The sequence below is a fragment of the Flavobacterium rhizosphaerae genome, from assembly GCF_046000445.1.
Classification (GTDB): domain Bacteria; phylum Bacteroidota; class Bacteroidia; order Flavobacteriales; family Flavobacteriaceae; genus Flavobacterium; species Flavobacterium rhizosphaerae.
In genome coordinates this window covers 42,074-58,800 of record NZ_JBELPZ010000002.1, presented here as the reverse complement: position 1 = coordinate 58,800, position 16,727 = coordinate 42,074, and the positions used below count along the sequence as shown (strand labels likewise).

Below are 16,727 nucleotides of genomic sequence, written 5' to 3'. Positions count from 1 at the left end.
GTGCAAAGATACGGTTTTACAGGGAGAATTTTGTTAAGGGAATTAGAATGAAGATTTGTATATGCAGTACTATAAACAATATATTCCCTAATGTTAATTGATTTTTATAAATGCCTTACAACGGTAGTTTTATAGCCTAATATGTTTATATTTAAATCTGAAATACTAAATACAAATTAAAGTGTATGGAAATAGAGTTGAAATATCCTCAAAATGAATTGCTTAAAAAGTATATTAGTTGTTACTATGGCTCTAAAATAGATAACGATAATTATATTGCTTTCCCAAATCACTATTTTCCTACGTGTATTATTAAAAATGCTTCTTTTACAAGTGATGATTATCAGGTATGTATAAAAAAAGAGCCTTCAAAAGGTTTATCATTTTTCGGTACTAATATTTACAAAAAACCTGTTGAAATTAATTTTGAAGGTAAGTTTGAAGCATTTAACATCATATTTGAGCCATATGGCCTGGCACAATTTACTGATAAAGGAATTAATTTTAAAAACAATTTTTCATTAGACTTTACTTCACTCTTACAACCGTTTTTTACTGAGCATCCTTCTTTTGATTCTTATTCCCTCCAAGAAAAAATAAGTACTATAGAAGTGTATTTACTATTTGTTATCAATATAAAAAACCATACTGATGCGGTAAAAAGCAAAATAGATGATTTAGTTATCAATGGTATTACAGAACAACCATTAGCCCAGGAAATTTCCGATAAAACGTTTTACAGGGCTTTTAAAAATATATGCGGAGAATCTCCCGGTACCATATATAATATCATCAGACTGAGAAAAGCGATGGACTATATTGGGCACCGTACAGAAAGTGAAAGGCTAACGGATATTACCTATGCTTTAGATTTTTTTGACCAAGCCCATTTTACTAATTTTTTTAAAAAGCTAACTCAAAAATCACCCAAAAATTTTCCGGTTAATTTAACCTATTTACCCAATGAGATGAATGAGAGTATCTTCTTTGAATTCATAAAAAATGTCTGATACAATTTCCTTTTATAATTTATCTGAAACAATATATGATTTTATAAAAATCATGTCGTGTTATATATTTATATAACTTCTTAACAAATAATATTGCCTGAAATTTGTTAAAATTTTGTCTCAGTATTGTTTTTTAAGATTTAATTATATTATATTTGGCATATCATTAATTCTTAATTAACATTTGCCTATACAAAACAATTACTTTTAGAGCTCCATTAAAACCGGAGGTTTATTGACCAAAAATATCAAAAAACGCTAAAAAGTATTGCTATGGCTAATGTTGTAATCCCAGACGCTGTCTTGGTTAAAAGTTACGTAGGTGGAGATGAAAATGCTCTTGCCACGTTAATCAGGAGGCACCAATCCAAAATTTATGGTTTTATTTATTCAAAAGTAACCGATAGGGATATTGCGGATGATATCTTTCAGGATACTTTTATCAAAGTAATAAAAACCTTAAAAGGAAATTCGTATAACGAAGAAGGCAAGTTTTTACCTTGGGTAATGCGTATTTCGCACAATTTAATTGTTGACCATTTCAGGAAAAACAAAAAAATGCCCATGTTCAGGGAAACAGAAGAGTTTTCTATCTTCTCTATCATGTCAGACAACAGCCCAAATATTGAGAGCATGATTATTACCGAACAGGTAGAAAACGACCTGCAACGTATTATTGAAGAGCTGCCCGATGACCAGCGTGAAGTGCTGCAAATGCGTATATACCAGGATTTAAGCTTTAAAGAAATTGCAGATCTTACTGGCGTAAGCATTAATACTGCCTTAGGGCGTATGCGATATGCATTAATGAATATGAGAAAGGTCATTGAAAAAAATAAAATAATTTTGACAAATTAGGCAATAAGGTGTTTTGTTTTGCGTTCTACTGTGGTAATTTAAACCCAAACGTAAATGGCAAAACTTTACTCTCCAAAAAAAGCAGCAGCAGCGCCTAATATGCAGCCAAAAAAAGAAACAGTAGATTTTTTACTTAATTATTCTAAAGCACTTAAAATAGTTAAAACGGCTCACGGCACTTTTGAAAATGTTGCTAACTAAATAGAAACCTTCCGTTATTTTTTTCGGGAGGTTTTTTTATAGTATTCATCCAGTACAGACTTTCTGCCAATGGTGGCGGTAATAATATCTTTATCAAGATTCCAGCCTCGTGCGGGAGAGTACTCTCTGCCATACCATATAATTTGTAAGTGAAGGTTATTCCATTTATCTTCCGGAAAAAGTTTTTTGGCATCTTTTTCGGTTTGTACTACATTTTTACCATTGCTCAGGCCCCAGCGGTACATAAGCCTGTGAATGTGCGTATCTACCGGAAATGCCGCCACGCCAAAAGCCTGGCTCATAACCACACTGGCTGTTTTATGCCCCACACCGGGTAACGATTCCAAATCCTCAAAAGTTGCGGGTACTTCGCCGTTATATTTGTCAAGTAATATTTCAGAAAGACCGTGTATCGCCTTTGCCTTAGCAGGGGAGAGCCCTACAGGTTTAATAATTTCCCGTATTTCATCAATGCTCAGTTTTACCATCATTTTAGGGTTATCAGCCCGTTCAAATAACAGCGGGGTAATTTGGTTTACCCGTACATCGGTGCTTTGTGCGCTCATTAATACCGCTATAAGCAGGGTATAAGGGTCTTTATGGTCTAATGGTATAGGTATAGTTGGGTATATATCATTTAAGGTTTTTATAACAAACCCTGCCTTTTCTGCCTTGGTCATTTTAACTAAATTTACAGTAAACAAATATACACTTATGAATACATTAAAAAAAGGAGACAAAGCACCCGATTTTACAGCGGTAGATGAAAAAGGTGAAGCACACAAACTATCTGATTATGCCGGAAAAAAACTGGTAGTATATTTTTACCCTAAAGCCAGTACACCCGGTTGTACTGCAGAGGCCTGTAACCTGCGCGATAATTATGAACGCTTTTTAGCCCAGGGGTATGAAATATTGGGTGTTAGCGCCGATGCCCCTAAAAAACTGCAAAATTTTAAAGAAAAGTACAACCTGCCTTTTACTCTTATTTCAGATGAGGACAAAAAAGTAATAAATGCTTTTGGCGTATGGGGGCCTAAAAAATTTATGGGCCGTGAATTTGATGGTATACACCGTACTACATTTATAATTAATGAAAAGGGAATTATAGAAGATGTAATCACTAAAGTTAATACCAAAGAGCATACTTCTCAGATACTGCAATAAGAAAATTTTAGGTTTTAATTATGCTTTTATATAGGCAGTACTTAATTACAGGCACTTAACTTAGAGGGTCTAAACTTTTATAATGGTATCAGTAAAAAAAAAGCATAAAAAACATTTTGCCCAGGTGGGGCTTGTAGCCAAGGGACTTATTTATTGTCTGTTAGGCTTACTTACTTTTATGGCAGGTTTTAATATTAACGGACAGTCTACAGAGAATGCCGATAAGTCTGGCGTGTTTGATTTTATTTATAAGCAATGGGGAGGGCAAATTATATTGGCGGTGCTGGTAGTGGGCCTGGTGTGTTATTGTATATGGCGGCTGCTAAAAGTTTTTGAAAAGCAGGATGATGGCGATGATAAAAAGAAAATTATAGGTAAAAAGATATACTATTTTTTCAGTGTTTCTGTATATGGTTCTTTAGCATACAGCATTGTTAAAAAATTGATTTATAGCGTGTCAGATTCAGGTGATAGTAAACAACATTTAGCGCAAACCCTTCTTAATAAGCCTTTTGGGCAGGTGCTGGCCATCTTAGCGGCACTTATATTTGCAGGTGTAGGTATATACCAGTTTTATTATTCCTTGTCTGAGAAATATAAAAAGCATGTTGATAAACAAGTAGGAAATGAAAAGGGCAGAAAAGCGGTAATGGCAGCTGGTAAAACCGGCTATATTGCCCGTGGCATAGTGTGGATGCTTATTGCCTTTTTGTTTTTGAAAGCCGCATTAAACAAAAATTCATCAAGTGCGGGTAATTCCTCCAAGGCTTTTGCTTTTTTAAGCGAGCAGGCATACGGAACATATTTGCTTGCCGCTATTGGCCTTGGGCTGGTTTGCTACGGTACCTTTAATTTTATAAGGGCGCGTTATGAAAATCTGATATAATTTATTCCGTTTTACTTTTCTCTTTAAATTGTTTCACAGAATCTCGTAACCATTTGTAAAAATCTTCGTGAAAAATACCTCCGATTAGACTCAAGAAAACAATTGATATTGGTTTTAAAGTAACCTCCTCATTTGTTAATATAGTAGGTATCGCATAAGAAATACCTAAAATAATAAACCCTATGCATGCACCCTGTATGAGCAAAAGTAATAAATTAGTTACATCTGCTATTTTAGTGTTATTTGTAATGCAATAATTTATAGTTTTTGCAAAAGTGCCTATAATACCAAATGAAATTGCAGTAATGATAAAATTTAAAAAAGTAGGTATATATACTACATAAGGATATATAGCCTCGGCAAGAAATTGATCTTTGGCTATTTCCGCAATTTTTTTATTATTAAAAGGAATGTTATTAATTACTACCGATTTTCCATCTGAAACTTTTTTATTTTTAACTGCTTCAGACTGGGCGTCTGAATATCGTTTTTCGAGCTCAAGGTAAATAAGTCCTCCAGTACCAAAGTATAAGGATCCTAAAATAAGAAGTATTGTAGCTGCTATTTTCATTTTAGTTAAAAATACATCCTTTAGTTTCTGCTAGTTCCTGTAATTCACTTCTTTTACTGGAGCAATGTATTTTTGTGTGATTTGTGCAGCAAAAAGTAATAATTCTTTGTTCAATATTTATTTTGGCATTTGAAGCTTCTTCAGCATTTAAAGAAAAGTTATCATACCCTAAATTGTTTATAGATATTTCAGAATCTTTAGGCACTAATAATTCAAATTTACCATTTATGTCGGTAATTACAGCTTCATCTGTACTCTCATCCATCAGTGTTACTCCGGGAACAGGCGCCCCTTCATTGTCTATAATGGTACCCCTAAAAGTTACAAATTCCTGTTCACCCGTACTGCTTTCACCTTGAGGGATACTGTCTGCTTGAGAGTCGCTTGTTTCTGCCTCTTTATTAGAACCACAGCTAACCAGTGCAAGCAGTAATTGTAGTGCTATTAATGTAATTATACTTCTCATATTAAAAGTTTTCTTAAAGGTAAACACTTTTAATAAAGTATAACATACCCAATATTAGGTAATTAAAATCTTTTAAAAAATAAGTTTTTTATTCCTGGTTTTGTTCTGCCAGTTGTTTTTTAGGGTCATACCCAAATAAATGATTTTGCTTGATAATTTCAGCAATACCTGCCGGCAGCATGGGTTCCCAGCCGCTTTTTCCTTTATTAATCATTTTAAGCACTTCACGAGAGAAAATATTAAGGTTGCTTTCATCAACATTTGGTATATCAACCACCTTGCCATTAAATTTAAAGAACTTATACAGCTCTTTCATACGTGGGTGTACCTTAAGGTTTTCAGAGTCTATTACTTCACCATTCTCATCTTTCATTGGATATAAAAACACTTTAAGGTCCCTGAAGAAGAGTTTACCAAAAGCCTCTAATATACCGCCACTCAGGTGTCTGTAGTATTTTTCGTCAAAAATATCAATCAGGTTGCTAACTCCCATGGCCAGCCCCATACGGGCCTTGGTATAGCTCGAAAAATATTCAACCACCTTATAATATTCCTGGAAATTAGATATCATTACATTTTGTCCCAGTGCACAAAGCAATTCGGCACGGTCTAAAAAGTCACGTTCGTTAATCTCACCTTCAGAGCGCAAGTTGCTAAGCGTTATTTCAAAAACTACCAGTGTTTTATCTTTGTCCACTTTGTTTTCCTCAATAAACATCTGGTAAGATTTCTCGTAAATATCAATATTTACCTTAGTAACCGGCCTAAAGCTACCACGTAGTGCCAGTATATTTTTTTTGTATAGTACAGCAGCGGGTAAAACATTGTGCCCGGACGGGTCAAACATTACCGCATCGGTCATGCCGTTTTTAACCAGTTGCAGGCTCATCAGCCTGTTATCAACGTCGGCAAAGCGTGGACCACTAAAATTAATGGTGTCTATTTCAATCTGGTCTTTATCCAGGTGGTCATACAGGTAACGCAGTATCTTTTTAGGGTCGTTATACTTATAAAAAGCGCCGTATACAAGGTTAACCCCCAGTATACCTAATGTTTCCTGCTGTAACCGGGCATCATTTTCCTTAAAGCGTATATGCAGTATAATTTCATTATAGTCTTCATCCGGCTCTACCTGGTATTTTATACCTACCCAGCCATGGCCTTTAAACTGTTTGGCAAAATCTATAGTAGCAACAGTATTGGCATAGCTAAAAAACAGTTTATTAGGATGTTTATCACGCTTCAGCCGTTCTTCGGTAATCTTTACTTCATGAGAAAGCATTTTTTTTAGCCTGCTTTCAGTTACATACCTTCCGTCATGTTCAACACCGTATATGGCATCACTAAAATCCTTATCATAGGCAGACATTGCTTTTGCTATAGTACCGGACGATCCTCCGGCCCGAAAAAAATGGCGAACAGTTTCCTGCCCGGCGCCAATTTCAGAAAAAGTGCCGTATATATTTTCATTCAGGTTAATGCGTAGTGTCTTATCTTTTATAGAGGGAACGTGCGCAATTATTTTGTCACCTTTTAATTTTATATCTTCTTCTGTTAATTTCATGAGGATAAATAATATACTGCAAAGTTAGGAAAACACTAATCTTTATAAAACAAATATTGCCTATTTTTGTCTAAAAATAAGGTATTTTGAAGGTTTGGTTTTTAGGCACAGGTACATCGCAGGGTATTCCCGTAATAGGGAGCACACATCCTGTTTGCCTTAGTAATGATGTAAGGGATAAGCGCCTTAGGGTATCGGTATGGGTACACTGGGAAGGCCATTCTTATGTAATAGACTGTGGCCCTGATTTCAGGCAGCAAATGCTTACCTGTGGCTGCACTAAAATAGATGGCATTTTATATACCCACGAACATGCCGACCACACTAATGGGTTGGATGATATTCGCCCATTTTTTTTCAGGCAGGGAGATATCCCTATATACGGGCATAAAAGGGTAATAAAAAATCTTAAGAAACGTTTTGATTATATTTTTGAGTCAGAAAACAAATATCCGGGGGCACCATCGGTAATTGTAAATGAAGTTACTGAAAATGATGTAATTAAATTGGGTAATATAAATGTAATACCCATTAAGGTGTACCATGGCGACCTTGAAATATTTGGCTACAGGATGGGTGATTTTGCTTATTTTACCGATGTAAAAACCATACCCGAGGATGAAATGCATAAGCTGAAAGATGTAAAGGTTTTGGTTGTAAATGCATTGCGTATTGAGCCGCACCGCAGCCACTTTAACCTTGAAGAAGCTGTTGCATTTATTAATACCGTAGCCCCGGAGCGGGCTTATATAACACATATAAGCCATTTACTAGGGTTTCATGCCGAAGTACAGGCGCAATTACCGGAGAATATTTTTCTTGCATACGACAATCTGGAAATAACTATATAAGAATAATTTATAAAATGAAAAAAAACATATACCTGTACCTGTTCATATTTTCGTTACTCATAAACATTTTTACCTATGTATATTTTACAAAAAAAGATGCCTTTACTACCAATACAATAACAAAACTGCAGGAAAAACAACAGGTGTTAAAAGACAGCCTTTTTACAACTAATTATAACCTTAAAAATTCAGATTATTTTTCACTGGAACATGATCCTGATGCTATAGCTTATTTTGAAACTGCCGATATACAGCCTATAGCCATAAAAATAAGGGATGGCATTTTTGCCAAAAATATAGAGCCTAATGGTAACCCACTGGTACAGTATCCGCCTATGGAAGGCAAGCCTTTTACCATAAGCAAAATAAAAATACTGAATAACCGTTGGGTAATTGCTGACTTTTATAACGGTACCCGCAGGGGGCAAGCGCTTATTCGCTATTTTATTGAAGAGAATGGTACCGTTACGTATGAAACGATGGAAACAACACTTTATAAGTTTATTCCATATTAATTTTTTGTATTTTAGCATTCTTTCAAATTATCTCATATGAGACCAGTAGTGTATCTTGCCTTTATGGCTATATGCCTTAGCTCCTGCAATTTTATCCTTAAGGAAAGGGCAGAAAAAGAGCCGGAGGTTAAACCTGATAAAAAGGTGGTTTTGGGTACTGATCAAGACTCACACGGGTGTGTTGCTTCTGCCGGATACAGATGGTGTGCCATGCGTAATGAATGCGTGCGTATTTTTGAGGAAGGCTACAGGTTAAACCCTGTTACAGAGCCACAGGAAGAGGGCATTGCAGAAAGTGCTTTTGTAATTTTTGAAGAAAATGGCGACCGCGCAGAACTCTACCTGCCGGACAGTATAAACAGTATTACTTTAAAACGCACCACCAAAGATGGCCCTTTTATAAGCGATCATTGGACATTGCATCCTGAAAATGGATACACGCTTAAAAAAGACGGTCAAACTGCTTTTGTTGCCGCAAAAATTGAGGAAAATAAAGTTACCGGAGATTACAATCAGCAAAGCTGATTTACTTTTGCAGCCAGCTTAGCAGGTCATAAAAATTTTGTGGCGCCACGCCATGCCCTACAGGGTATTCATGGTATTCCTGCTGTAAGCCCAACTCTTTTATAAATTCCGGCGCTTTACGCGCCCATTCAACAGGTATAACCTGGTCTGCTGTGCCGTGCGATATAAAATACTTCAGGTGCTTACTCTTTTCAGCCGCTATATTTTCAGGAACAATAGGGTAGTGCAGGTAGCCGCTAAGCGCGGCCACACGTACAATTTTCTCTGGGTAAGTTAATGATACCGCATAACTCAATATAGCGCCCTGGCTAAAGCCTATAAGCGTAATGTTTTCTTTATCAATAGGGTAGGCTGCTATGGCCTCATCAATAAAGGCAGCCACCAAATCACGTGATTGGGTAGCCTGTGCATCATCGGTAAATTTATTCATGCCGGCATCAAAATTAATAGTGTACCATGCAAAACCATATCCGGGTAATGTATAAGGCGCACGTACCGATATAATAAAATATTCATCAGGCAGTTGTTCAGCAAAACTAAATAAATCCTCTTCATTACTGCCATACCCGTGAAGGAGTAATAAAAGCGGGTTTTTATCTTTTTTATGTTTGGGTTCGCGTACTAAGTGGTGTAGAGATAATTCCATATTATATTACAGGCTTTTAAAAACTTTTTGAAACAGTGGCCCTAAAACAGGGATAAGATTTTTTTGCCCTGAAACCGCGCCAATAAATCCATATATCCACAATATAAAGAAAAAAAGGTAAAATGCCGATGAAACCATCCAACTGTCAAAATATCCAACGGGATATCCTAATGCTATAAATAAACAGATAAGCCCCAAGGCTTGGCGTATATGGAAAGAAGCAAAGTCATTTTTTCTTTCATTATTAAGTATTAATGCAATAATTGCCCCAATAAAGGTAAGGTAACTTATAATAGCGTGTGTTTTTCCTTCTTCAACGGTATTCATGGTTAATTTCTAATTTTAACGTAAATGTGTTTAATGTGTTTGTTTTCAACATTGCGCTCGTCAACCTCAAAATATTTCTGAAGCGATTTTATTAACGGTGTAAGTTTCAGGAAGCCGTAGTTCCTGGGGTCAAAGTCAGGCCGCTTTTTAATCAACAGGCTCCCAACTTCTGCCAGAAATGCCCATCCGTCATCATCCGCAAGGTCGTCAATAGTAATTTTTATAAGGTTGATAAGCTTTTTATCAATAGGGTCTGCCTGATTGGTTTCCGGCAGGGAATTTTTAGCAGGCTCATTTTTCTTTTCAATATTTTTTTCTGCTACTCCTATAATTTCAATATATATGAATTTATCACAGGCAACAATAAAAGGGTTGGGTGTCTTTTTTTGTCCCATGCCAATAACTAACATGCCCGATTCCCTTAATCTTATGGCCAGCCGCGTAAAATCGCTGTCGCTGGATATCAGGCAAAAGCCATCAACCTTTTCGCTATGCAATACATCCATAGCATCTATAATCATTGCAGAGTCAGTAGCATTTTTACCGGAAGTATAGCTGTATTGTTGTATAGGGGTAATGGCATGTTCTAAAAGCGCAGGTTTCCACCCCGAAACTGTGGGTTTTGTCCAGTCGCCATATATTCTTTTTATGGTGGGTATGCCAAATTTTGCAATTTCATCCAGCATCCCTTTTATGTTAGAGTAGGGTATATTATCGGCATCTATTAATACCGCCAGTTTTAAATCGTTATTTTTCTTCATGTGCGATATTAATCAGGTTCATTACTTAATTTCTATAGTACTTTTTACTTCAATATTTGTGCGCTCATTAAACAATACGTCATAATAATGAGCTTCGCCTGCTTTTGCGGTTACGGCTAATTGCTGCCTGCCAAATTCAAGCCCCTTTTTATCTTTTACCAAAAAAGTAAGGGTATCATTTAGTGGCTTATCGGTAATAAGGTATATAGTCAGTTTGTTGTTATTGCCTTTTTCACCATTGGCAATGTAATATTTACCCCTGTCAAGGCCTTTTTGTTTAAGCCTGTCAGAAATAACAATATTACAATCCAGCGTGCGTTCAACGCCTTCCGAAACACCCTCGGCAAATTCGGTAGCCATTTCACCCACAGCTTCGCCACCCTTGTTTAGGGTTTCTTTGGTTTTATCCTTTACTTTATTGCAGGACATGATAATTAAAGCTATAAAAATGGCTACTGTAAAGCGTTTCATTTGGCGGTATTTAAAATTAGTTTATCACGGTTATATATACCATAAGCCCTGCCGGTAAGTTCCTGCCCTAAAAATGCCGAATTTTTTGATTTTGAAAGTATATCACGGCGGGAAAAAGTCCAGTTCCCCCCGGGGTTAAACAGTGTAAAAGAAGCATTGACACCTTCGGTAATAGTATTACCGGCAAAGCCAAATACAGGGCCGGCAGCAGTAAGTTTATCTACTATAACCTCTAAAGGCAGCATTTTCATTAAAGCGCCAAAAGCGCTTTCAAAACCAAGTGTACCGTCTTTGGCTAAATCAAACTCCAGTTTTTTGTTTTCTATATCAACAGGATAATGGTCTGTAGTAATTATATCAATAGTGCCATCTAAAACGCCGTCAACTAAAGCTTTACGTTCAGCCTTAGTACGCAGGGGCGGGGCTACCTTATAGCGGCTGTCAAATTCTTCCAAAACATCGTCCGTCAGTAACAGGTTATGCACTGCAACGCTACAGGTTACAGTAAGCCCTTTTTGCTTTGCCTCTTTTATTAATTGTACAGACCGCGCTGTGCTTATGGTAGGTATGTGCAGTTTGCCGCCCGTATATTCCAACAGATACAGGTTTCGTGCAATCTGAAGCTCTTCGGCAAGTGCAGGTATGCCTTTTAACCCTAAACGGGTACTAACAATACCCTCATGCACTACGCCTTTGCCTTTTATTTTTTCATCTTGGGAAAAAGCAATTACCAGCCCGTCAAAATCCTGAACGTATTGCAGGGCAATTTTCATAAGGTTGGCATCGGCAAGCGGCTTATTGTAGTCGCCAAATGCTATTGCACCGGCATTTTTCATATCATATAATTCTGCCAGGTCTTTCCCGGCGCTTTCTTTGGTAAGTGCGCCAATAGGGTGCAGGGCAGTAGCAGTATGTTGTGCCTTATTTACTAAAAAAGCAATATCGGCCTGTTTATCGGCAACAGGGTTTGCTGTGGGCTGAAGGGCAACATCGGTAAAGCCGCTTTTAGCAGCCACATCAAGCCCGTTGGCTATGGTTTCACGGTCTTCATATCCCGGTTCTCCAAAATTTACAGAGCTGTCAAACCAGCCGGTTGATATATGAAGGTTGTTTAAGGATATTACCTCATAACCCACATCATTTATAACCGTATCAATTTTTTTAATAATGCCGTTTTCAACCTGAATGTCTTTTGCCTGCATGTTATACGGGCTGTTTTTATCTACAATAACGGCGTTTTTAAATATCAGGTTCATTTTACAAATTTTTGAATAAAAAGTTCAAGTAATAAAAATATCAGCGTACCAATAATAAACCATTTCCAAAGCTGCCCTGCAGTGCGTACAGAGGCAATATCATTATATACGGTGTCTATAGATGATGCTTTTGTATAGTCATCAAGTACATTTTTATTTTGTGCAGTAAGGTCACTTTCTGTACGGGCATAATTAAAGCTTATATTTTTCAGGTTTTCATTATCCTGGTATATACCATAGTTTCCGGCAGTTTCAGGATATTGCCCAAAAGAAATTTTTACTTTATCATTTAAAATCTGCTGCATGGGTATAAAGTCGCCCTCATTATTTTTTACGGTGATAACCTCGTCTTTAGAAAGAGCCGCATTTAGCAGTATACTCTGGTTTTGCCCAATATTTATGGCGTTTATACCTGTTTTATTACTGTTAAGGCCTATGCCATAAAATGTAGGCACTACCAGGTCTAAGTTTTGTTTAAAGTTGGATTTGGTTAACGGCGCAGCAAAAATATAGGCATTTCCTGCGTTGTTGTTTAATGAAGCAAGAAACGGCGTGCCGTCATCATACGTAAGCATTGGCAGTGCCATACCGGAAAGGGTATATGAGGCTGTAGCTTCCGGATACTGGAAGTTATCTACTTTTTTCTCAAAAATTTCCTGATATAACGGGTGGCTAAATGAAATTTTGTTGATTAGCCTTTTGGTTTGCGTTAGAGGTTTATACACTTCATTGCCAAGGCTGCCCAAAAGGTTATTAAGGTTTTGCAGCCCGCTAGTTTCGCCGGGTATAATAATAAGGTTCCCTCCGCGGGTATAAAAATCTTTAAGTGTGGCTACCAGTGCCTGAGATATTTCGGCAGGTTCGTTAAGTATAATAATGTCCTGCTTTTGCAGGCTGTTATAATCAAGGTTGCTTAAAGTGGTATTTATAAAGTTAAACTCATTATCAGTATAAATGCGTGACAGAAATTTATTATTCTCTTCTGTACCCACAGCAATAACATTTACCTTTTCAGGTTGTGATATACTAAAATAATAATAATTGTCATACGGCAGGCTGTTATCTTCTATAGCCACATATCCGTTAAATTCTTTTTTTGCAATGGTAAATGTAGCGCTCTGGCTTGCGGTAGTAAACTTAATTACTGATTTTGCTGTAAGGTTGCCATTATCATATAGGGCTACAGGTACATCATTATTAAAACTACCATATGTCTGTATATGAGCCTTAATTTCATAAAAATTGTCCATTACCTGAGAAATATACACACTGTCTACAGCAATATTATGGATGTTCTCCGCTTGTGGTATTATGGCATATACCGGCGTTTCAGGTTTAAAATTTATGTCCTTGGTTTCAAGGTTAACGGCATCGGTTATCAATACAATATCCTTGCCTTGCCCCGGGCTTTTGGCTTCTGCTTTGGTAAGCAAAAATTCCGGACGGAAAGGCGCATCGGTATACGTAATATTTTGGAGGTCTTTCTGTACCGATTTAATATCCGTATGCCACCAGGCATTAGTGTTTGTAATGAGCGAAAATTGCTTTTCATCTGGTATGTTTTCCAGCAGGTCCTGCACCGCACGTTTAAGTAGCTCGCCACGGTTGCCTTTAGCCTGCATAGAAAAAGAATTATCCAGTAAAATAACCATTTCATTAGCCGTATGCTCACTGTCTTCAGCTTTAAAAAAAGGCTGAGCAAAAGCTATTATAAGGCAGGCGAGTAAAAAAAGGCGGGTAAACAGCAGCAGCCATTTTTTTAATTGGGAGCTTTTGCGTGTTTGTATGCTGAGTTCTCTTAAAAAGCGTACGTTGGTAAAATATTCTTTTTTAAAACGGCGCAATTGAAACAAATGGACCAGGACAGGAATTACCAAAAGAAAAAGAAAGTAGAGAATTTCCGGGTGTTTAAACTGCATTCGTTTGAAAGTTTGTCAAAAATACTAATTTTTATTTTAAAGCAATGTGTTATTACAAGGTATAAATTTCACATAATATTTAAAAACTTTACCTTTGCCTACATTAAATTATACCTCAATGAAAATAATAAAAGCAGTATTGCTACTTGTATTTATGAATGCCGCAGCACAAACAAATTATAACCTTGTAATAGGTACCTATACCAATGCCTGCGAAAGTAAAGGTATATATGTATATGATTTTAATATAAATACGCTTGATTTTAAAGAGAAAGCAGCTACTACAGGCAATATAGTAAACCCAAGCTATGTAAGCGTTTCTGCCGATAATAAATTTCTTTATGCCGTAAACGAAGACGGTAAAAAAAGCACGGTTAGCGCTTTTGAATATAATGCAGATAAGGGCAAACTGAGCCTGCTTAATAAAAAAGATGCTGAAGGTGCAGACCCTTGTTATATTATTAATGACGATAAAAATGTCATAACTGCTAATTATAGCAGTGGCAGCATTACCGTTTTTGAGAAAAAAGCTGATGGAAGCCTGGGCGAGGTAAAGCAGGTTATAAAGCATACCGGCAGCGGCCCCGATAAAAGCAGGCAGGAGGCACCACATGTACACATGGTGCACTTTTCTCCCGACAAAAAATATGTATTTGTAAACGATTTGGGTACCGATAAAATGTACCGCTATACCTACGATGCCAACAACAAGAAAGAGGTGCTGAAACTTAAAGATGCCACAAGCGTAAAAGCCGGTAGCGGTCCACGCCATTTGGTGTTTAACCCCAATGGAGTGTTTGTGTATGTGTTACAAGAGTTAGACGGTACGTTAACAGCATTTAATTATGGAAACGATAAGCTTGAAAAAATACAAGAAGCTACCGTAGCGCCTGAAGATTTTAATGGTAAAAACGGTTCGGCAGATATACATTTTAGCAAAGACGGTAAATTTTTATATGCTACCAACCGTATGGATGCTAATACTATTTCGGTTTTTAAGGTGCATGCCAACGGCATGTTAGAAGCTGTGCAGCAAATAAGCACCCAGGGTGCTGGGCCACGCAATTTTACTATTGACCCTACTGATAACTATATTTTAGTGGCCAACCAAAACACTAACAATATTACGATTTTTAAAAGGGATAAAACTACAGGCATGCTGACCTATACCGGTAAAGAAATAAAACTTTGTTCTCCTGTTTGTCTGGTATTTACCCCAAATAAATAATGACAGAATAATTATCGCCTGCTTAGAAGTAAGGCATTTTGCATAATTACTATTTACCCCGTTTTCTTTTGGCAGCCTTTTTCTTTTCGGCACCACGGTTGCGGGGTTCTGTTTTTCTGGGTTTACGTTTACCGGGGCCACCCAGGTTTAACTTTTTGTTTTTATCTTTCTTTTCGTGAAACGCACTCCCGCCTTCCTGTTTAGGTTTTTTAAGCAGGACCTTAACTTTTTTACGGTCTTTTTCAAATTCCAGTTTACGCTCTTCTATAACAACATCTTCGGGTATTGGGCGTATTTCCAATTCTTTTTCCATAAGCACTTCGGCGCCAAACTGAATTTCTTCCTCATCCTTTGTTATAAAGCTAAGGGCAATACCGCTTTTATCGGCCCGTCCGGTACGGCCAATACGGTGCACATACTGCTCCGGTATTTCAGGAAATTCCATGTTTATAACGTGGCTTATATCTCTAATATCAAGCCCGCGTGCCATAATATCGGTAGTAACAATACCCCTAAGTTCGCCGTTTTGAAAAGCCGCCATGGTATTTAGCCTGTAATTTTGCGATTTGTTGGAGTGTATCACCCCAAACTGGTCATCAAAATTTTCTTCCAGGGCTTCAGCTACAAGATCAGCTGTTTTTTTATTATTGGTAAAAATAAGTATGCGTTCCAGTTTTTCATCCTGCAACAGGTTTTTCAACAGGTTTATTTTAGTAAGAAAGTTAGGAACATTATAACCTATCTGCGTTATTTTTTCTAAAGGTGTGCCGCTTGGCGCCAATGATACTTCTTCAGGAAAATCAAAAAAATCATTCAGCATTTCATCCACATCATCCGTCATAGTGGCAGAAAACAAAATGTTTTGCTTTTTTTCTTTCATCATAGAAAGAATAGAAGTTATTTGGAAACGAAAGCCCATATTGAGTATTTCATCAAATTCATCAATAATAAGCTTTTGCAGTGCATCAAAACGTACTACATTATCTAAAGCAAGGTCCATAAGCCTGCCGGGCGTGCCTACCAATATATCAACCCCCTCATATACTTGGTTCTTTTGGGTGTTAATATTAACACCGCCATAAACACCCAGCACGCGTACTGACATGTATTTTGTGAGCTTTTCTGCCTCTTCGGCTACCTGTACCACAAGTTCACGTGTTGGTACAATAATAACCACCCGGGGTGTTTCGGTAGCGGCAAACTTCCATTGCTTTAAAACAGGAAGCAGGTAGGCAAAGGTTTTTCCGGTACCTGTTTGGGCTATGCCTAAAACATCGCGCCCGGAAAGTACTACCGGCATGGCACGTTCCTGTATAGGGGTTGGGGTTTCAAAACCAAGGTCGTCTAACGCTTTTTGTAAAGATTTAGGCAGGTTAAAATCAGTAAATGTTGGCATAGCGCATTATTTGCTGCAAAGATACACATTTATGTAGTAGCATAGGTATGCGCACATTTAACCTTATTTTTAATGTAAAATTAAAGGGTAATTGTAACTTTATAATTAA

20 protein-coding genes are annotated in these 16,727 nt (G+C 37.1%); 9 read left to right on the top strand and 11 right to left on the bottom strand.

The window, feature by feature from the left end:
• Positions 1–185 precede the first annotated feature (185 nt).
• The 3 genes from ABS766_RS02695 to ABS766_RS02685 all read left to right on the top strand — a co-directional run bounded on the left by ABS766_RS02695 (position 186) and on the right by ABS766_RS02685 (position 2,069).
• Positions 186–1,010, top strand: a complete 825-nt coding sequence (locus tag ABS766_RS02695) for a helix-turn-helix domain-containing protein (protein ID WP_408083566.1) — start codon at positions 186–188, stop codon at positions 1,008–1,010.
• Positions 1,011–1,283: 273 nt separating this feature from the next.
• Entirely contained in the window at positions 1,284–1,868 is a 585-nt protein-coding gene (locus tag ABS766_RS02690; RefSeq protein WP_408083565.1) for an RNA polymerase sigma factor, read from the top strand.
• A 54-nt stretch (positions 1,869–1,922) separates the two neighbouring features.
• Positions 1,923–2,069 (top strand): hypothetical protein, encoded by a 147-nt coding sequence (locus ABS766_RS02685; protein ID WP_408083564.1) that lies wholly within the window; start codon positions 1,923–1,925, stop codon positions 2,067–2,069.
• Between the two features lie 14 nt (positions 2,070–2,083).
• On the opposite strand, the gene ABS766_RS02680 is transcribed toward ABS766_RS02685, so the two are convergent.
• Positions 2,084–2,749, bottom strand: coding sequence for an endonuclease III domain-containing protein (locus tag ABS766_RS02680; RefSeq protein ID WP_408083563.1), 666 nt, complete (start codon positions 2,747–2,749; stop codon positions 2,084–2,086).
• A gap of 34 nt (positions 2,750–2,783) precedes the next feature.
• On the opposite strand from ABS766_RS02680, the gene bcp reads away from it, so the two are divergent.
• Both bcp and ABS766_RS02670 read left to right on the top strand, forming a co-directional pair.
• A complete protein-coding gene (bcp, locus tag ABS766_RS02675; RefSeq protein WP_408083562.1) occupies positions 2,784–3,236 on the top strand; it encodes a thioredoxin-dependent thiol peroxidase in 453 nt (150 codons plus the stop codon).
• A gap of 82 nt (positions 3,237–3,318) precedes the next feature.
• The gene (locus ABS766_RS02670; RefSeq protein WP_408083561.1) at positions 3,319–4,122 is read left to right on the top strand and encodes a DUF1206 domain-containing protein; all 804 of its coding nucleotides are present in this window, start codon (positions 3,319–3,321) and stop codon (positions 4,120–4,122) included.
• 1 nt (position 4,123) lies between these two features.
• Here ABS766_RS02670 and ABS766_RS02665 read toward each other — a convergent pair whose 3' ends face one another.
• From ABS766_RS02665 to ABS766_RS02655, 3 genes are all read right to left on the bottom strand, one after another.
• Positions 4,124–4,693 (bottom strand): hypothetical protein, encoded by a 570-nt coding sequence (locus ABS766_RS02665; RefSeq protein WP_408083559.1) that lies wholly within the window; start codon positions 4,691–4,693, stop codon positions 4,124–4,126.
• Position 4,694: 1 nt separating this feature from the next.
• Complete coding sequence (locus tag ABS766_RS02660) at positions 4,695–5,159, bottom strand: carboxypeptidase-like regulatory domain-containing protein (RefSeq protein ID WP_408083558.1); 465 nt, start codon at positions 5,157–5,159, stop codon at positions 4,695–4,697.
• Positions 5,160–5,247: 88 nt separating this feature from the next.
• Complete coding sequence (locus tag ABS766_RS02655; protein WP_408083557.1) at positions 5,248–6,723, bottom strand: TonB-dependent receptor; 1,476 nt, start codon at positions 6,721–6,723, stop codon at positions 5,248–5,250.
• A gap of 86 nt (positions 6,724–6,809) precedes the next feature.
• On the opposite strand from ABS766_RS02655, the gene ABS766_RS02650 reads away from it, so the two are divergent.
• From ABS766_RS02650 to ABS766_RS02640, 3 genes are read left to right on the top strand one after another with little or no spacing between them, the layout of a single operon-like run.
• A complete protein-coding gene (locus ABS766_RS02650; RefSeq protein WP_408083556.1) occupies positions 6,810–7,574 on the top strand; it encodes an MBL fold metallo-hydrolase in 765 nt (254 codons plus the stop codon).
• A 14-nt stretch (positions 7,575–7,588) separates the two neighbouring features.
• Positions 7,589–8,089: a hypothetical protein gene (locus ABS766_RS02645; RefSeq protein WP_408083555.1), complete on the top strand. Its 501-nt coding sequence runs from the start codon at positions 7,589–7,591 to the stop codon at positions 8,087–8,089.
• A 36-nt stretch (positions 8,090–8,125) separates the two neighbouring features.
• The gene (locus tag ABS766_RS02640; RefSeq protein ID WP_408083554.1) at positions 8,126–8,614 is read left to right on the top strand and encodes a hypothetical protein; all 489 of its coding nucleotides are present in this window, start codon (positions 8,126–8,128) and stop codon (positions 8,612–8,614) included.
• A 1-nt stretch (position 8,615) separates the two neighbouring features.
• Here ABS766_RS02640 and ABS766_RS02635 read toward each other — a convergent pair whose 3' ends face one another.
• From ABS766_RS02635 to ABS766_RS02610, 6 genes are read right to left on the bottom strand one after another with little or no spacing between them, the layout of a single operon-like run.
• Entirely contained in the window at positions 8,616–9,260 is a 645-nt protein-coding gene (locus tag ABS766_RS02635; RefSeq protein ID WP_408083552.1) for an alpha/beta hydrolase, read from the bottom strand.
• A 6-nt stretch (positions 9,261–9,266) separates the two neighbouring features.
• Entirely contained in the window at positions 9,267–9,587 is a 321-nt protein-coding gene (locus ABS766_RS02630) for a DUF4870 domain-containing protein (protein WP_408083551.1), read from the bottom strand.
• Positions 9,588–9,589: 2 nt separating this feature from the next.
• Positions 9,590–10,348, bottom strand: a complete 759-nt coding sequence (locus ABS766_RS02625) for an NYN domain-containing protein (protein ID WP_408083550.1) — start codon at positions 10,346–10,348, stop codon at positions 9,590–9,592.
• Between the two features lie 21 nt (positions 10,349–10,369).
• Positions 10,370–10,819: a hypothetical protein gene (locus ABS766_RS02620; protein WP_408083549.1), complete on the bottom strand. Its 450-nt coding sequence runs from the start codon at positions 10,817–10,819 to the stop codon at positions 10,370–10,372.
• Positions 10,816–12,075 (bottom strand): dihydroorotase, encoded by a 1,260-nt coding sequence (locus ABS766_RS02615; RefSeq protein WP_408083548.1) that lies wholly within the window; start codon positions 12,073–12,075, stop codon positions 10,816–10,818. The genes ABS766_RS02620 and ABS766_RS02615 overlap by 4 nt, the downstream gene beginning before the upstream one ends.
• A complete protein-coding gene (locus tag ABS766_RS02610; protein WP_408083547.1) occupies positions 12,072–13,994 on the bottom strand; it encodes a BatA domain-containing protein in 1,923 nt (640 codons plus the stop codon). The genes ABS766_RS02615 and ABS766_RS02610 overlap by 4 nt, the downstream gene beginning before the upstream one ends.
• A gap of 118 nt (positions 13,995–14,112) precedes the next feature.
• Here ABS766_RS02610 and ABS766_RS02605 point away from each other — a divergent pair, with 118 nt between their 5' ends.
• Complete coding sequence (locus ABS766_RS02605) at positions 14,113–15,222, top strand: lactonase family protein (RefSeq protein ID WP_408083546.1); 1,110 nt, start codon at positions 14,113–14,115, stop codon at positions 15,220–15,222.
• A 49-nt stretch (positions 15,223–15,271) separates the two neighbouring features.
• Here the strand turns inward: ABS766_RS02605 and ABS766_RS02600 are convergent, their stop codons facing one another.
• On the bottom strand, positions 15,272–16,618 hold the full coding sequence (locus ABS766_RS02600; RefSeq protein ID WP_408083545.1) for a DEAD/DEAH box helicase: 1,347 nt from the start codon (positions 16,616–16,618) through the stop codon (positions 15,272–15,274).
• Positions 16,619–16,727: the final 109 nt, after the last annotated feature.

Coding starts and splice junctions, on each gene's coding strand:
- ABS766_RS02695 (WP_408083566.1), top strand. CDS start 186: ATGGAAATAGAGTTGAAATATCCTCAAAATGAATTGCTTAAAAAGTAT.
- ABS766_RS02690 (WP_408083565.1), top strand. CDS start 1,284: ATGGCTAATGTTGTAATCCCAGACGCTGTCTTGGTTAAAAGTTACGTA.
- ABS766_RS02685 (WP_408083564.1), top strand. CDS start 1,923: ATGGCAAAACTTTACTCTCCAAAAAAAGCAGCAGCAGCGCCTAATATG.
- ABS766_RS02680 (WP_408083563.1), bottom strand. CDS start 2,749: ATGACCAAGGCAGAAAAGGCAGGGTTTGTTATAAAAACCTTAAATGAT.
- bcp (WP_408083562.1), top strand. CDS start 2,784: ATGAATACATTAAAAAAAGGAGACAAAGCACCCGATTTTACAGCGGTA.
- ABS766_RS02670 (WP_408083561.1), top strand. CDS start 3,319: ATGGTATCAGTAAAAAAAAAGCATAAAAAACATTTTGCCCAGGTGGGG.
- ABS766_RS02665 (WP_408083559.1), bottom strand. CDS start 4,693: ATGAAAATAGCAGCTACAATACTTCTTATTTTAGGATCCTTATACTTT.
- ABS766_RS02660 (WP_408083558.1), bottom strand. CDS start 5,159: ATGAGAAGTATAATTACATTAATAGCACTACAATTACTGCTTGCACTG.
- ABS766_RS02655 (WP_408083557.1), bottom strand. CDS start 6,723: ATGAAATTAACAGAAGAAGATATAAAATTAAAAGGTGACAAAATAATT.
- ABS766_RS02645 (WP_408083555.1), top strand. CDS start 7,589: ATGAAAAAAAACATATACCTGTACCTGTTCATATTTTCGTTACTCATA.
- ABS766_RS02640 (WP_408083554.1), top strand. CDS start 8,126: ATGAGACCAGTAGTGTATCTTGCCTTTATGGCTATATGCCTTAGCTCC.
- ABS766_RS02635 (WP_408083552.1), bottom strand. CDS start 9,260: ATGGAATTATCTCTACACCACTTAGTACGCGAACCCAAACATAAAAAA.
- ABS766_RS02630 (WP_408083551.1), bottom strand. CDS start 9,587: ATGAATACCGTTGAAGAAGGAAAAACACACGCTATTATAAGTTACCTT.
- ABS766_RS02625 (WP_408083550.1), bottom strand. CDS start 10,348: ATGAAGAAAAATAACGATTTAAAACTGGCGGTATTAATAGATGCCGAT.
- ABS766_RS02620 (WP_408083549.1), bottom strand. CDS start 10,819: ATGAAACGCTTTACAGTAGCCATTTTTATAGCTTTAATTATCATGTCC.
- ABS766_RS02615 (WP_408083548.1), bottom strand. CDS start 12,075: ATGAACCTGATATTTAAAAACGCCGTTATTGTAGATAAAAACAGCCCG.
- ABS766_RS02610 (WP_408083547.1), bottom strand. CDS start 13,994: ATGCAGTTTAAACACCCGGAAATTCTCTACTTTCTTTTTCTTTTGGTA.
- ABS766_RS02605 (WP_408083546.1), top strand. CDS start 14,113: ATGAAAATAATAAAAGCAGTATTGCTACTTGTATTTATGAATGCCGCA.
- ABS766_RS02600 (WP_408083545.1), bottom strand. CDS start 16,618: ATGCCAACATTTACTGATTTTAACCTGCCTAAATCTTTACAAAAAGCG.